At 71.0% G+C, this 17,130-nt stretch carries 1 protein-coding gene; it reads left to right on the top strand.

The genetic code is table 11. The features are described from left to right. The first annotated feature begins 88 nt into the window (after positions 1-88). On the top strand, positions 89-16,891 hold the full coding sequence (locus tag ACFQ9K_RS30840; RefSeq protein WP_378983927.1) for a non-ribosomal peptide synthase/polyketide synthase: 16,803 nt from the start codon (positions 89-91) through the stop codon (positions 16,889-16,891). The last annotated feature ends 239 nt before the right edge of the window (positions 16,892-17,130 follow it).

Here is a 17,130-nt window from a genome sequence, read left to right as displayed (position 1 = left end):
GCGGTGTGCGCGTGACCGAGCGCAGCGAGGGAGCCGTGTTGCAGCCTGCCTGGGGCATGACGGAGCCGAGCGTTAGCGAGGTGGATTCATGACTCGACCGGCACGCGTTCGGCCCACCCGAACCAGGCGATCCCGCGTCACCACGCTGCCGCAGCTGCTGGCCACCGCGGTCGAGGCCAACCCGAGCGGCGTCGGTGTGGCGTTCGCCGACGCCACCGGCACGCTGGCCGAGCTGCGCTACGCCGAGCTGGATGACCGCTCGACGCGGCTGGCCCGACTACTCATCGGCCGCGGAATCGGGCCGGAGGACCTGGTGGCCATCGGCATCCCGCGGTCGATCGACTCCGTGGTCGCGGTCTGGGCGGTGGCCAAGGCCGGGGCCGGCTTCGTGCCGGTGGACCCGAACTATCCGGCCGACCGGGTCGAGCACATGGTCGTCGACTCCGGCGCGGTCTTCGGACTGACCGTCGCCGCGGTGCGCGAGGAGCTGCCGGACCGGGTGGACTGGCTGCCGATCGACACCCCCGACTGCGCCAGGCTGCTGGAGGAGCTTCCTGCCGATCCGGTGACCTACATCGACCGGGTGCGGCCGCTGCGGGCCGAACATCCCGCCTATGTGATCTATACGTCGGGTTCGACCGGCAAGCCGAAGGGCGTCGTCGTCACCCAGGCCGGGCTGTCGAGCTTCTGCGACGAGCAGCGCGAGCGGTACCGGGTCACGAGTGACTCGCGGACCCTGCATTTCGCGTCGCCGTCGTTCGACGCGTCGGTGCTGGAGCTGCTGCTCGCGGTCGGCGGCGCGGCCACCATGGTGGTCGTCGCGCCGACGGTGTTCGGCGGCGAGGAACTCGCGGCGCTGATCCGCCGGGAGCGGGTGACGCACGCGTTCATCACGCCGGCCGCGCTGGCGTCGGTGGACCCATCCGGGCTCGACGAGTTACGTGTGGTGGTCGCGGGTGGCGAGGCGTGCCCGCCGGAGTTGGTGCGACGCTGGGCCACCCCGGTCTCCGGCGATCGGACCCGGGAGTTCTTCAACGGGTACGGGCCCACCGAGACCACCATCATGACGAATATCAGTGCGCCGCTTGCCGCGGACGCACCGGTGACCATCGGCGCTCCGATCCGGGCGATCACCGAATACGTGCTGGACGAGCAGCTGGTGCCGGTCGCCGCCGGGGAAACAGGCGAGCTGTACATCACCGGCGCACAGCTGGCCAGGGGCTATCACGACCGCGCCGGGCTGACCGCGTCCCGGTTCGTCGCGAATCCGTTCGAGGCCAACGGCTCCCGGCTGTACCGCACCGGCGACCTGGTGCGCAGCAGCGACTCGGGTGCACTCGAATACTTGGGCCGCAACGACTTCCAGGTGAAGATCCGCGGCTTCCGGATCGAGCTGGGCGAGATCGACGCGGTGCTCGCCGCGCACGAGAGCGTCGACTTCGCGGTCACCGTCGGGCACGAGCTCGACAGCGGCGCGACGATCCTGGTCTCCTATGTGCATTCCGCGCCGGGCATGGACGCGGATGCCGCCGAGCTGGCCGCGGTCGCCGAGCAGAGCCTGCCCGCGCACATGGTGCCGACGGTGGTCATGGTGCTGGCCACCATTCCGCTGACCCCGGTCGGTAAGCTGGACCGGGCCGCGCTGCCCTCGCCGCGCTTGCAGACCAAGGTGTTTCGCGCGCCGGTCGGCCCGCTCGAGGAGCTGGTCGCGGACGTCTTCGCCGAACTGCTCGGGCCCGGCGCACCGGTCGGCGCCGACGACAACTTCTTCGAACTCGGCGGCAATTCGCTCATCGCCACCCAGGCCGCCGCCCGGCTCGGTGCGGCGCTCACGGCGCGGGTGCCCGCGCGGCTGATCTTCGAAACCCCCACCGTCGCCGGGCTGGCCGAGCGGATGGAGACGTTGAAGGGCGCGGGCGACCGGCGCGCGCTCGCGCCGACCGAACGGCCGGAACACATTCCGCTGTCGCTGGCCCAGCAGCGGATGTGGTTTCTCAACCAATTCGATACCGCCTCGGCGGCCAACAACATTCCGTTCGCCATCCGGTTGTCCGGCCTGCTGGATGTGTCGGCGTTGCAGGCGGCGATCACCGATGTGATCGAGCGGCACGAGACGCTGCGCACCGTCTACCCGGCCATCGACGGCACCGGTTACCAGGTGATTCTGCCTACGGCCCAGGCCGTTCCGGACCTGGCGCCGAAGCCGCTCGCCGAGCACGAGCTGGCGGACTGGCTGCGCGGGTTCGCGCTGGCCGGCTTCGACGTGGCCGCCGAGGTGCCGCTGCGCATCGCGCTGGCCGAGCTGTCGCCGAGCGAGCACGTGGTGGTCGTGGTCGTGCACCACATCGCCGCCGACGGCGCGTCGGTGGCCCCGTTCCTGCGCGACCTGCTCGGCGCCTTCCTGTCCCGGCGCAACGGCGCGCCGCCCGCGGTGCCGCCGCTGCCGGTGCAGTACGCCGACTACACGCTGTGGCAGCGCGAGGTGCTCGGCGACGAGTCCGATCCGACGTCGGTGGCCGCCGCGCAGATCGCCTACTGGCGGCATGTGCTGGCGGGCATTCCGGATCGGCTCGAGCTGCCCGCGGACCGCCCGCGCCCGCCCGTCGCCTCCGGCGGGGGCGCGGAGTACACCTTCGAGGTGAGCGCCGAGGTGCATCGCGGGCTCATCGAACTCGCCCAGCGTTCGGGCGCTACCGAGTTCATGGTGGTGCACGCCGCGTTCGCGGTCCTGCTCGCCCGGCTCACCGGGACCGACGACATCACCATCGGCACGCCGGTCGCCGGTCGTGGCGAACGCGAGCTCGACGGGCTCATCGGCATGTTCGTCAACACCCTGGTGCTGCGCACCCCGATCGACCCCGGCGCGTCGTTCCTGGACCTGCTCGACGCCACCAAAGAGACCGACCTGGCCGCGTTTTCGCACGCGGAGCTGCCGTTCGAGCGACTGGTCGAGGTGCTCGACCCGGTGCGCTCGCAGGCCCACCATCCGCTGTTCCAGGTGGCGCTGTTCTTCCAGAACATGACCAGGGCGCAGGTCGAACTGCCCGGATTGTCCGCGCAGGCGGTCGAATTCGACGGCGCGGTGGCCAAGTTCGATCTCCAGCTGACCGTGGTGCCGAAGCCGGAGAACGGGTTCTCCGCGCAGTTCCTCTATGCCACGGATCTGTTCGACGAGGCCACCGTCGCGGAGTTCGCGCGGCGGTTCGAGCGGCTGCTCGTCGCGGTCGGCGCCGATCCGGAGCGCGCGGTCGGGGAGATCGACCTGCTCGCTCCGGCGGAGCTGGCGCGGATACTGGTCGGCTGGAACGAGACCCGGCACGCGGTCGCGCCCGAGCTGCTGCTGGACGGATACCGGCGGGCGGCCGCCGCGCATCCGGAGGCGGTCGCGCTGGTGCACGAGGGCGCGACGCTGACGTATCGCGAGTTCGATGAGCGGGTCAATCGGCTTGCCCGGCTGCTGATTGCGCAGGGTGTCGGCGCGGAGTCGCTGGTGGGTTTGGCGATTCGGCGTTCGCTCGATCTGGTTGTGGGTATGTACGCGATTGTCGCCGCGGGTGGCGCGTATGTGCCGTTGGATCCGGATCATCCGGCCGAGCGGATCGCGCACATTCTCGACACGGCACAGCCTGCCTGCGTGGTCACCACCTCGGCGGACGCGATCGAGGTGCCGGCCGGCACCTCGGTGCTGACCCTGGATACGGTCGATACCAACGCCTTCGACGGTGCGCCGGTCCGTTCCGAAGAGTTGCTCCGGGCGGTGCTGCCGCAGCATCCGGCCTACGTCATCTTCACCTCGGGCTCCACCGGCAGGCCCAAGGGCGTGGCGGTGTCGCACGCCGCGATCAACAATCAGATCGAGTGGATGCTGGCGGAGTACCCGCTGCACGCGGACGACGTGTACCTGCAGAAGACCGCGACCACCTTCGACGTGTCGCTGTGGGGCTTCTTCCTGCCGCTACGGGCAGGCGCGAAGCTCGTCGTCGCCACCCACGACGGCCACCGCGACCCCGTGCACGTCGCGGAAACCATTGCCGCGCAGCGGGTCACCGTCACCGACTTCGTGCCGTCCATGCTGACCGTGTTCGCCGCGCACACCGCGGCGGATGCCTGCCCGACGCTGCGGGACGTGTTCGTGATCGGCGAGGCGCTGCCGCCGGAGACGGTCGGCGCGTTCCGCGCGATCTCGGCCGCCCGCGTGCACAACCTGTACGGCCCGACCGAGGCCGCGGTATCGGTGACCTACTGGCCCGCCGACGGCTCGGACACCCGCTCGGTGCCGATCGGGTTGCCGCAGTGGAACACCCAGGTCTACGTGCTCGACGCCCGGCTGCGCCCGGTACCCGCTGGGGTGCCCGGCGAGCTCTACCTCGCCGGCGACCAGCTGGCGCGCGGCTACGTCCGGCGACCGGATCTGACCGCCGATCGCTTCGTGGCCGACCCGTTCGGCTTCGGCGAGCGCATGTACCGCACCGGCGACCTGGTCGTGTGGCGCGACGCCACCGCCGGTCGCGCGCATCGGCTGGAATACCTCGGCCGCACCGACTTCCAGGTGAAGTTCCGCGGCCAGCGCATCGAGCTCGGCGAGATCGAGACCGCGCTGCTGGCCCAGCCCGCGGTCAATCAGGCGGTGGCACTGGTCGGCCGGTCCGCGCTGGGCGATCAGCTGGTCGCCTATGTCGTTGCCACGCCGGGGCATTCGATCGAGCAGCCGGAACTGCTCGCCGCGCTCGCGGAAACGCTGCCCGCGTACATGATTCCGACGGCGCTCGTCGCGCTGGACGCGTTCCCGCTGAACCCGAGCGGCAAGCTGGACCGTAGGGCGCTGCCCGAGCCCAGCTTCACCGCGCGCGACTTCCGCGCGCCCGCAACGCCGGTCGAGGAGATCGTCGCCGGGGTGTTCGGCGAGGTGCTCGGCCTGGACCGGGTCGGCGCCGACGACGACTTCTTCGCCCTCGGCGGCAACTCACTGATCGCCACCCAGCTGGTGGCCCGGCTCGGCGCCGCGGTGGACGCGAAGGTGCCGGTGCGCACCCTGTTCGAGACGCCGACCGTGCAGTCGCTGGCCGCCGCGATCGAATCCAGGACGCACGCCGAGCGGGGCGTGCTGCTCGGCAGCATCGCCAGGCCGGAGCAGTTGCCACTGTCGCTGGCACAGCGGCGGATGTGGTTCCTCAACCGGTTCGACCAGGCCGACGGCGAGGACGCGAGCGCCGGTTCGGCCGCCTACAACCTGCCGTTCGCGCTGCGGCTGACCGGCGCGCTGGACGTCGCCGCGCTCGGCGCGGCCCTGGACGACGTGGTGAGCAGGCACGAGGTGCTGCGCACCGTGTACCCGGAGAACGCCGACGGTCCGGTGCAGGTCGTGCTGCCCGCGAGCCGGGTGGCCCTCGATGTCACCGCCCATCCGGTTGCCGCGGCCGATGTGCCGGGCGAGGTGTACGCGCTGGCGTCGACGCCGTTCGACGTGACCGGCGAGGTGCCGGTACGCGTGCGGCTGCTCGAAATCACCGACGGCACAGCGGGTTCGGACCATGTGCTCGCGGTGGTGGTGCACCACATCGCGGCAGACGCGTCCTCGATGGGTCCGCTGGTGCGCGACGTGATGATCGCCTACGCGGCGCGGACCGCGGGCGAGGCGCCCGGCTGGAACCCGCTGCGGGTGCAGTACGCCGACTACGCGCTGTGGCAGCGGGCGGTGCTCGGCGACGAGAACGATCCGGAGTCGATTGCCGCGCAACAGATCCTGTTCTGGCGCAAGCGACTGGCCGGATTGCCCGACCTGCTGGAACTGCCGACCGATCGCCCGCGCCCGGCGATCGCGTCCATGGCCGGTGCCAGGGTGGAGGTGCGGATCGACGCCGCGACCCACGCCGGCCTGCTGGAACTCGGTCGCGCGCACGGCGCCACACTGTTCATGGTCGTGCACACCGCGCTGGCGGTGCTGCTGGCCCGCCTCTCGGGTTCGGGCGATATCGCCATCGGCACCCCGGTGGCCGGTCGGGGCGAGCGTGAGCTGGACGACCTGATCGGCATGTTCGTCAACACGGTGGTCTTCCGGGCCACCTTCGACGGCGGCGAATCGTTCGCCGATGTGCTTGCGCGGCAACGCGATACCGACCTGCAGGCGTTCGCGCACGCGGACATTCCGTTCGAGCGCCTGGTCGAGGTGCTCAACCCGCCGCGCTCGACCGCCCACCACCCGCTGTTCCAGGTCGGGCTGTCGTTCCAGAACATCGCGCGCACCGCCCTGGAACTCCCCGGCCTCACCGTCGCCGGCGTCGACGCGGATCTCGATGTGTCGCAGTTCGATCTGCATCTGATCGTCGGCGACGGCTACGACGAATCCGGCGCGCCCACCGGCATCGGCGGTTTCTTCACCTATGCCACCGACCTGTTCGACGCCGCCACCGTGCAGGGCTTCGCCGAGCGGCTGGCGCGCATCCTCGCCGCCGTGGTCGCCGACGCCGCGACGCCCGTCGGCGATATCGACCTGCTCGCGTCCGATGAACGCGACTCGGTCCTGGTGCGCTGGAACGACACCGCGCACGTGGTCGCCGATGCCGCGACGCTGCCGGCGTTCCTGCAACGCGCGGTACTGGCCGCGGCCCCCGAGGCGGTCGCCGTGGTGGCCGACCTGCCCGACGGCGCCCGGCACGAGCTGACCTACGTCGAGCTGGACACCAGGGTGAATCGGCTTGCCCGGTACCTGATCTCGATCGGGGTCGGCCCGGAGTCGCGGGTGGCGCTGGCCTTCCGCCGGTCGGTGGACCTGGTCGTGGCGATGTACGCGGTGGCGAAATCCGGTGGTGCGTATGTGCCGGTAGACCCGGACCAGGCCGCCGAACGCACCGAGTACATCCTCGCGACCGCCGCACCCGTGTGCGTGCTGACCAACGCGGACGCCGAATTCGGCACCGCGGCAGCCCCCGTGGTGCCGATCGACGAGCTGGTCCTCGGTTCCTTCGCCAGCGGTCCGCTCGCCGACTCCGAGCGCGTCGCGCCGTTGCGCCCGGAGCATGCCGCGTACGTGATCTTCACGTCCGGCTCGACCGGCCGCCCGAAGGGCGTCGCCGTCTCGCACGCCGCGATCGCGAACCAGTTGCAATGGAAGACGGCCGAATTCGGCCTGTCCGACGATGACGCGGTGTTGCTCAAGACTGCCGCGACCTTCGACCTCTCGGTCTGGGAGTTCTGGTCGGCGGTGGCCTGCGCGGGCAAGCTGGTGATCGCCACCCCGGACGGGCATCGCGACCCGGCCTACCTCAACGACCTGATCGCCCGGGAGTCGGTGACGACGCTGCACGTCGTCCCGTCCATGCTGGATGCCCTGCTGGTGCACACCGGCACCGCGGCCGATCCGCAACCGTCACCGCTGCGGCGCGTGCTCGCCATCGGCGAGGCCCTGCCCGCCGCCCTGGCGCAGCGATTCCGGTTGGCGCACCCCGACGTTCGGCTCGACAACCTGTACGGCCCGACCGAGGCCGCCGTGTCGATCACCCGGCATCGGGTGACCGAGGCGGATCAGGGTTCGGTGCCGATCGGCACGCCCGAGTGGAACAGCCAGACCTATGTCCTCGACCGCCGCCTGCGCCCCGTGCCGGTCGGCAGCTCCGGCGAGCTGTACCTGGCGGGCAATCAGCTGGCGCGTGGTTACTTCGGCCGGGCGGATCTGACCGCGGATCGGTTCGTGGCCAACCCGTTCCGGGCCGGTGCGCGGATGTACCGGACTGGTGACCTGGTGGCCTGGAACCGCGACGGCGAACTGGAATACCAGGGCCGCACCGACTTCCAGGTGAAGATCCGTGGTTTCCGGATCGAGCTGGGGGAGATCGAGGCCGCGCTGCTGGCGCTGCCGGAGATCGCGCAGACCGCGGTCCTCGCCAAGTCCGATCCCAAGACCGGCGATCGCCTGGTCGCTTACCTGGTTCCCGCCGCCGAAGCCGTCGCCCCGGCAGGGCCGGCCGGTTCCTTCGCCGTGCAAGCCGCCGCCTTCGCCGCGCAGGCCGCCGCGGAGGCGGGCGGACCCGAAGCAGCCTCCGGTCTCGATGTGGCACAGGTGAAGTCGGCGCTGAGCGAGGTCTTGCCGTCGTACATGGTGCCGTCGGCGTTCGTGGTGCTGGACGCGTTGCCGCTGAACGTGAACGGCAAGCTGGATCGGAAGGCGCTGCCGGACCCGGAGTTCGAGGCTCAGGTGTTCCGCGCGCCGTCGACGCCGATCGAGGAGATCGTGGCGTCGGTGTTCGCCGAGGTGCTCGGTGCCGAACGCGTCGGCGCCGACGACGACTTCTTCGCCCTCGGCGGTAACTCACTGCTGGCCACCCAGGTCGCCGCCCGGATCGGCGCCGCCCTCGATTCGCGGGTGCCGGTGCGCGCGCTGTTCGAGGCGTCCACCGTCGCCGGGCTCGCGGTCAAGGTCGAGCACACCACCACCGAGCACACCCGCGACCCGCTGGTCGCCCAACCACGCCCCGAACACATTCCGCTGTCGTCGGCGCAGCAGCGGATGTGGTTCCTCAACCAGTTCGACACCTCGGCCGCCGTCTACAACATCCCCGCCGCGATCCGCCTTTCCGGGGATCTGGATGTCGACGCGTTGCAGCAGGCCGTCGCCGATCTCGTTGCCCGCCACGAGATCATGCGCACCGTCTACCCGGAGACCACGGCCGGTCCGGCCCAGCGAATCGTCGCACCGCACGAGGTCTCGGTGGATCTGGCACCCGCGCAGATCGGCGAGGAACGGGTCGCGCACGAGGTGCAGCGCATCGTCTCCGCCGGTTTCGACGTCACCATGGAGGTGCCGTTCCGGGCCCGGCTGTTCCAGCTCGCGGCCACCGAATACGTCCTGGTCTTCGTCGCCCACCACATCAGCGCCGACGGCTGGTCGATGGGCCCGCTGACCCGCGACCTGATGCTGGCCTACGCCGCGCGCAGCGGCGGCGAGGCGCCGTCCTGGGCTCCGCTGCCCATCCAGTACGCCGACTACGCGCTCTGGCAGCGCAGCGTGCTCGGCAGCGACGACGATCCCGAATCGCTCGCCGGCGCCCAACTGGCCTACTGGACAGCCGAACTCGCCGATCTGCCGGACGAGCTGAACCTGCCGACCGACCGGCCGCGCCCCGCCGCGCAGAGCTTCGCCGGCGGCAAAGTCGATTTCGTCATCGACGCCGACGTACACGCCGCGCTGGTCGGACTGGCCAGGCAGCACAACGCGACGCTGTTCATGGTCGTGCACACCGCGCTGGCGGTGTTCCTGGCGCGCATGTCCGGCACCGAGGACGTGGCCATCGGCACCCCGATCGCGGGCCGCGGCGAGCCCGAACTCGACGATCTGATCGGCATGTTCGTCAACACCCTGGTCCTGCGCACCCGGGTCGCGGCCGACCTCGGCTTCACCGATCTGCTGGCCGCCAACCGGGAGACCGACCTGCGGGCGTTCGCCAACGCGGACACCCCGTTCGAGCGGCTGGTCGAGGTGCTCGATCCGGAGCGTTCCGCGGGCAGGCACCCGCTGTTCCAGGTCGCGCTGTCGTTCGAGAACCTGGCCGCGACCAGCTTCGAGCTGCCCGGCCTGAACTTCGCCGCGCTCGACCCGGCGGCCGACACCGCCAAGTTCGATCTGCTGCTGACCGTGCGCGAGCAACGCACCGAGGCGGGCACGGAAGCCGGCCTCGCCGCCGAATTCACCTATGCCCGTGACCTGTTCGACGAGCAGACGGTCAGCGAGTTCGGCCGACGCTTCCGCGGCATCCTGGCCGCCGTGGCGCAGGACCCGGCCACCGCGGTCGGCGACCTGGAGATCCTGGACGAGTCCGAGCGGGCCGACCTGGTCGCCCGGGCGGGCGCCGAGGCCGCCGCCCCGCGCAGCCTGCCGGAACTGATGGCGTCGGCGGTCACCAGAAATCCGACCGGTGCCGCCCTCGTCGTCGGCGGACGTTCGTTCAGCTACGTCGAACTCGACGCCGCCTCTTCGCAATTGGCGCGCACGCTGATCGATCGCGGTGCGGGCCCGGACGTCCTGGTCGCGCTGGCCATCCGGCGCTCGGTGGAGTCCCTGCTCGCGCTGTGGGCGATCGCCAAGACCGGCGCGGCGATCGTGCCGATCGACCCGACCTACCCGGCCGACCGGATCGCGCACATGGTGGCCGATTCCGGTGCGGCACTGGGCGTCACGCTGACCGCCGAGCTCGGCGGCCTGCCCGCGATGGCGGGCGGGCGGCCCTGGTTCGTGCTCGACGATCGCGACTTCACCTTCGACGTCGCGTCCCGCTCGGACCGCCCGATCAGCCTCACCGAACGCCACGGTCCCATCCGGAGCACCAACGCCGCGTACGTGATCTACACCTCGGGCTCCACCGGCCTGCCGAAGGGCGTGGTGGTCACGCACGCGGGCCTGGCCAACTTCAGCGCCGAGCAGGTGGAGCGCTACGAACTCGACCAGACTACGCGCGCACTGGCTTTCGCGTCCCCGTCGTTCGACGCGTCGATGCTGGAGCTGCTGCTCGCGCTCGGCTCGGCGGGTGCGCTGGTGGTCGCGCCGCCGCAGACGTTCGGCGGCGACGAACTGGCCGAACTGATCCGGACCGAGGGCGTCACGCACGCGTTCCTCACCCCGTCCGTGCTCGCCTCGCTCGATCAGGACGCGCTGTCCGGCATGCGGGCCATCGTGGCGGGCGGCGAGGCGGTGCCCGCCGATCTGGTGACCAGGTGGGCGGCGTCCGCGAACCGGCGCTTCCACAACGGCTACGGGCCCACCGAGACCACGATCATGACCAACATCAGCGACCCGCTGCGGGTGGGGGAGCCGGTGAACATCGGCGGCCCGATCCGCGGCATGCGCTCGCTGGTGCTGGACCGCAGGCTGCGGCCCGTGCCGGAAGGCGTTGCGGGCGAACTGTATCTGGGTGGCATCCAGTTGGCGCGCGGCTACCACGCCCGGCCCGGACTGACCGCGGCGCGGTTCGTCGCCGACCCGTACGGCAGGCCGGGCGAACGGCTCTACCGCACCGGCGACGTCGTGCGCTGGGCGCGGGCCGACGGCACGCCGGTGGTGGAGTACGTGGGCCGCAACGACTTCCAGGTGAAGGTGCGCGGCTTCCGGATCGAGCTCGGCGAGATCGACGCCGCGCTGACCGCGCAGCCCGGTGTCGAGTTCGCCGCCACCCTCGGTCGCGAATCCGGCTCCGGCGCGACGATGCTCGTCTCCTATGTGCTGCCCGCCAAGGGCGTGACCCTCGATCCCGCGGCGCTGATCGAACAGCTCGGCACCACGCTGCCGGAGTACATGGTGCCGACCGCCATCGTGGTGCTGGACGAGATCCCGCTGACCCCGGTCGGCAAGCTGGACCGGCGCGCGCTGCCCGAACCCGCCCTCGAGACCACGGCGTACCGGGCCCCGCAGACCAAGGCGGAGCTGACCATCGCCGAGGTGATCGGCGAGGTGCTCGGCATCGACCGGGTCGGGCTCGACGACGACTTCTTCGCCCTCGGCGGCGACAGCATCGTCTCCATCCAGGTGGTCTCGCGCTCGCGCGGTCGCGGCGTGACCTTCACCCCGCGTGACGTTTTCGAGTCGCGCACGGTGGCCGCGCTGGCCAAGGCCGCCGTGGTCGAGGACGGCCCCGGCGACGAGTCGGGCGACCTGCCGTTGACGCCGCACGCGGCCCGGCTGCTCGAAACCGGGGTCGAGGTCAGGGCCATCTCGCTCGACGTGCCGGAGAGCTGCGCGGTCGAAGCCGTGCACACCGCGGTCGGCAAGGTGCTCGATCAGCATCCGATGCTGTGGGTGCGGCTCGATCGTGAGGGCGACGCCCCGGTGCTGCGGATTCCGCCTGCCGACGAACGCACCGGCGAGGCGTTCCGCCGCCTGGACGCGCAGCACGGCGAGACCACGCTGCCCATCGACGATGTGGTGCAGGCGGCCGCCGCGGCGCTCGATCCCGAGCAGGGCCGCAACATCCACTTCGTGCTCACCGGCGGCCCAGAGGGGCGGTCCACGCTGATCGTCGTCGCCAACGGGCTGGTCGTGGACGACATCTCGTGGCGCACCATCGTCGACCAGCTGACCGCGGCCTGGAGTCGCGGCAGGCACGCCGCTCCCGCGGCCCCGGAGTCCGGTCTCGGCGTGCTCATCCGCGCGCTCTCGGCCAAGGCCCACGATCTGCGGACCGTCGGTGAATTGGGCTGGTGGGAGCGGGTTCTGGCGACCGTCCCGGAGGGGAATGTCGCGGACGGGCGCGATCTGCGTGCGCGCAGCCGGGTTTCGCTGGCGATCACCGCGGAGGGCGCCGCGGCGGTGGCCGCCGCCGCGGCGGCCTATCACGCCACCGTGGACGACGTCCTGCTCACCGCGGTCGCGCTGGCGCTGCAAACCGCCGCGGGGGATCCGGTCACACGCGCCCTCGGCTCGGTGATCCGGTTGTCCGCCGACGAGCGGTCCGCGACCGGTGCCGACGAGAACATGGTCGGCGGTTTCACCACGGAATTCCCGCTTCCGTTGCGGCTCAGCCGGATCGACGCCGAGGACGCCCTCGTCGGTGGCCCGGCGGCGGGTGCCGCGCTCGCGCAGATCAAGGAACTGCGCCGGTCGGTGCCTTCGCAGGGGGTCGGCTACGGCCTGCTGCGCTACCTCAACGCGGACACCGCCGCCGACCTGAGCGAGCTCGGTCGCGGCCGATTCGCGCTGCGCTACCGGGATCTGCGCCCGGCCCGGGTGCACACCGACACCACGGCCGACGACCTGCTGCTCGACCTCACCGTCGATGCCGCGGACGACGGTCTGGTCGCCCGATTCGACTACGCCACCGCCGCATTCGCCGGCGAGGCGGTGAAAACCTTTGCCGAGCACTGGATCTACGCGCTCGGCGGACTGGCCGAGCACGGCCTGCGCGCGGAGGGCGTCACCTTCACGCCGTCGGACTTCACCCTGGTCCGGTTGAAGCAGGCCGACATCGATCGCCTCGCCGCCGCCTATCCGAACCTCACCGATGTGTGGCCGGTGACCCCGTTGCAGTCGGGCATGCTGTTCCACGCGCTGCTCGCCGAGTCCTCGGTGGACGTCTACACCACCCAGTTCGTCCTCGACCTCGGCGGCGATGTCGACCCGGGCCGGATGCACCGGGCCGCGCAGGGCGTGCTGGATCGGCACGACAACCTGCGCGTCGCCTTCGCCGAGGACGCCGTGGGGAATCCGTTGCAGATCGTGCAGGACTCGCTCGAAGTGCCATGGCGGCTCATCGATCTCAGCCAGTTGGAGCCCGCGGCCGCGGCCGCGGAGCTGGCCGAGATCAAGGCGGCCGACCTGGCGGACCACTTCGACATGCGGACCGCGCCGCTGCTGCGCTTCGCGCTGATCCGTTCGTCCGCCGACGCCTGCCACCTGCTGGTGACCAGCCATCACATCCTGATCGACGGCTGGTCGATGCCGCTGCTGATGAAGGATCTGCTGACGCTGTACGCACTCGGCGGCAATTCCCGGCATCTGCCCAAGGTTCCGTCGTATCGGGGCTACCTGGCCTGGCTGGTCGCGCAGAAGGCCGACGCCGCGCGCGACGCCTGGCGCACCGCGCTCAGCGGGATCACCGAGCCGACGCCGTTGGCGCCGGTCGATCCCGGCCGCGAAATCTCCGCAGGCGTCGGCGAAGTCGGCTTCGAGCTGGCCCAGTCCGACACCACCGCGCTCACCCGGCTGGCGTCGGGTCTCGGCGTCACGGTGAACACGGTCGTGCAGGCGGCGTGGGGTCTGCTGATCGGGCGCAGCGTCGATCGCGACGATGTGGTGTTCGGCGCCACCGTGTCCGGCCGGCCGCCGCAGCTGGACGGCGTGGAGAGCATGGTCGGGTTGTTCCTCAACGCGATCCCGGTGCGGGTGCGCCTCGGCGCCACCGACACGCTCGGCGGTCTGCTGCGTCAGCTGCAAGGCGAGCAGGCGGGCCTGCTGGACCACCACTACCTCGGACTGAGCGATATCCAGGAAACCATCGGCGTGGAAGGGCTTTTCGACTCCCTCGTGGTGTTCGAATCCTTCCCGGTCGACCGCGACGGCCTGGACAAGGCCAGCGACATCGACGGTTTGAGCGTCACCGGTGTGGGCGCGGTCAACGGCACCCACTACCCGCTCACCGTGATGGTGGTGCTGGACAGCCAGCTGCGGGTGTCGGTGAAGTACCTGCGCGACCTGTTCGACGAGGCGGCGGCACAGGCGCTCGCCCAACGGCTTTCGGCGTTGATCCGGCGTTTCGTGACCAACCCGCAGGCCCGCGTCGCCGACATCGACGTGCTGCTCGACCCCGAACGCGCCGAACTGGCCGCTCGCAACGCCACCGAGGCACCGGAGCTGCTCGACGACGCGACGCTGCTGTCGCTGTTCGACGCGCAGGTGGCGCGCACGCCGGACGCGCCCGCGGTGCGCTACGGCGACGTCACGCTCAGCTACGCCGATCTGGACCTGCGCTCGCGGGCGCTGGCCGGGGAGATCGGCCGCTGGGGCATCGGCCCGGAATCCCGGGTCGGCGTGGCCATGCGCCGCGGCATCGACCTGATCGTCACCATCTACGGCGTGCTGCGGGCCGGCGCCGGATATCTGCCGATCGACCCGGATCACCCGACCGAACGCAACGAGTACGTGCTGGCCGGCGCCAATCCGGCATGCGTGCTGACCACCACCGCCGACGCGTTCGAGACCGACACCGATATCGCGGTCGTCGCGGTCGACACGCTGTACCTGCCGCTGGAGTCGGTCGCGTTCACCGACACCGCCATTCACCCGGACAACGTCGCCTACGTCATCTACACCTCGGGTTCCACCGGCAGGCCCAAGGGCGTGGTGATCACCCACCGGCAGATGGTCAACCAGTTCCGCTGGGCGCAGCGGGCCTACCCGCACGACACCGGCGACGTGGTGCTGCACAAGACGCCGATCACCTTCGACATCTCCACCTGGGAGTTGTTCTGGCCCTTGCAGACCGGCGCGTCGATCGTGGTCGCCGAGCCGGACGGTCATCGCGATCCGGTGTACCTGGCCGAGACCATCCGCGAGAACGCGGTCAGTACGGTGCATTTCGTGCCGTCCATGCTGGACGCGTTCCTCGGTCCGGAGTCGGCGGCCGAGTACCCGAGCCTGCGCCGGGTATTCGCCGCGGGCGAGGCGCTCACCGCCGAGACCGCGACCGCCTTCGCCGCCGCGCTGCCGAACACCCAGCTGGTGAACTGGTACGGGCCCGCCGAGGCGACGGTCGTCACCGACCATGCGGTCGAAGACATTGCCGCGCCGGCGATTCCGATCGGCACACCGGTCGCGAACACCCAGGTGCACGTGCTCGACCGGCAGTTGCGCCCGGTGCCGCCCGGCGCCGCGGGCGAGCTGTACCTCGCGGGCGTCCAGCTGGCCCGCGGCTACCTCGGGGCGCCTGCCCTTACCGCGGAACGGTTCGTCGCGCACGCGGGCGGTACCCGCCTCTATCGCACCGGCGACATCGTTCGCTGGCGCGCCGGCGTGCTGGAGTACCTGGGCCGCAGCGACTTCCAGGTGAAGCTGCGCGGACAGCGGGTCGAACTGGGCGAGATCGAAACCGTGCTGCTCGGCCTCGACGCGGTGCGCCACGCCGCCGTCAGCCTGGTCGGCGGGAGCGCCGGTGACCGGCTCGTCGCCTACCTGGTCGCCATGCCGGGGGAGACCATCGACCAGACGGCCGCCCTGCTGCACGCGCGGGCCGCCCTGCCGTCGTACATGGTGCCGTCGGCGTTCCTGGTCCTGGACGCGTTGCCGCTCAACGCCAGCGGCAAACTCGACCGCAAGGCGCTGCCGGTGCCCGACCTCGCGGCCCGGCCGTACCGGCCGCCGACCACGCCGCTGGAGCGGACCATCGTCGAGGTCTTCGCCGAGATCCTGGGCGTCGACCGGGTCGGGCTGGACGACGACTTCTTCGACCTGGGCGGCAATTCGCTGGTCGCGACCCGCGCGGTCAGCCGGTTGCGCACGCTCACCGGCGCCGAGGTGCGGGTGCAGTGGTTCTTCACCGACTCGACCCCCGGTTCGCTGGCCGCCCGCATCCTCGCCGCGCTGGCCGGCGACCACGACTACGACCTCGACTCGAACGCCGCGCTCGGCGTGCTGCTGTCCATCCGGACCAGGGTGCCGCACGACATGGCCCCCGCCGAGCCGCTGTTCTGCATCCATCCGATGTACGGATTGTCCTGGTGCTACGCGGGATTGGCGCGCTACGTGCCGGCCAGCAGGCCGATCTTCGGCCTGCAGTCGCCCGCGCTGTCGGAGGAGGGCTACCTGCCTGCCTCGCTGGCCGAGATGGCCGCGCGGTACGTCGCGGAGATCCGGGCCGTGCAGCCGCAGGGGCCGTACCGGCTGCTCGGCTGGTCGCTCGGCGGCGTGCTCGCGCACGCCATCGCGACCGAATTGCAGGCCACGGGTGAGCAGGTCGCGCTGCTGGCGATGTTGGACAGTCATCCCGACATCGATGTGACCGACTTCCGCGCGGCGATCCGGGAGGCGCTCGGCGAGCTCGGCATCGGGGCCGACGCGCTGCTGCCCTCCGACGGCGACATCCACGACCTCAGCGACGAGGCGCTGGCCGCGCTGCACGCCACCATCCCGCCGGACATGGCCGTGCTCACGCCCGAGCGGGTGCGCCGGATCTACCGCAGCGCGGTGCGCTCGGCCGAGTTGATCGCCGAGCATCGCCCAGAGGTGTTCCACGGCAGGCTCGATTACTACAGCGCGGCTGGTCACGACACCGCGGCGGCCAACTGGCAGCCGTTCGTCGACGGCCGTGTCGAAGATCACCCGGTCGGGGTCGCGCACGATCAGATGACCACGCCGGAGGCGTTGGCCCAGATCGGGCCGAGTCTGTCGGACCTGCTCGATCCGCGGGCGCACTAGGTGGGTCGGGCGCGCCCGAAACAGGGTAGTTCAGGCATGATGGGGCAACGCTGCGGTAACGATCACCTCTTTTGCCGCGACTACATAGCCCGTATGGTCTGCCGTGGTGTGTCCAGGGCGTCCACCGCAGGGCACGTGGGGTAATGCAGATGGAAGCTCGAGACGAAGCGAAGGTGCGAAATTGATACGTCGACAGACCCGGCGCAGCGGCCTGCGTGCCGCCGCGGCGATCGCGGCCA

Source organism: Nocardia sp. NPDC056564 (genome assembly GCF_042793755.1).
In the GTDB taxonomy this organism is placed as follows: domain Bacteria; phylum Actinomycetota; class Actinomycetes; order Mycobacteriales; family Mycobacteriaceae; genus Nocardia.
This window is presented reverse-complemented; position numbering and strand designations above follow the sequence as displayed.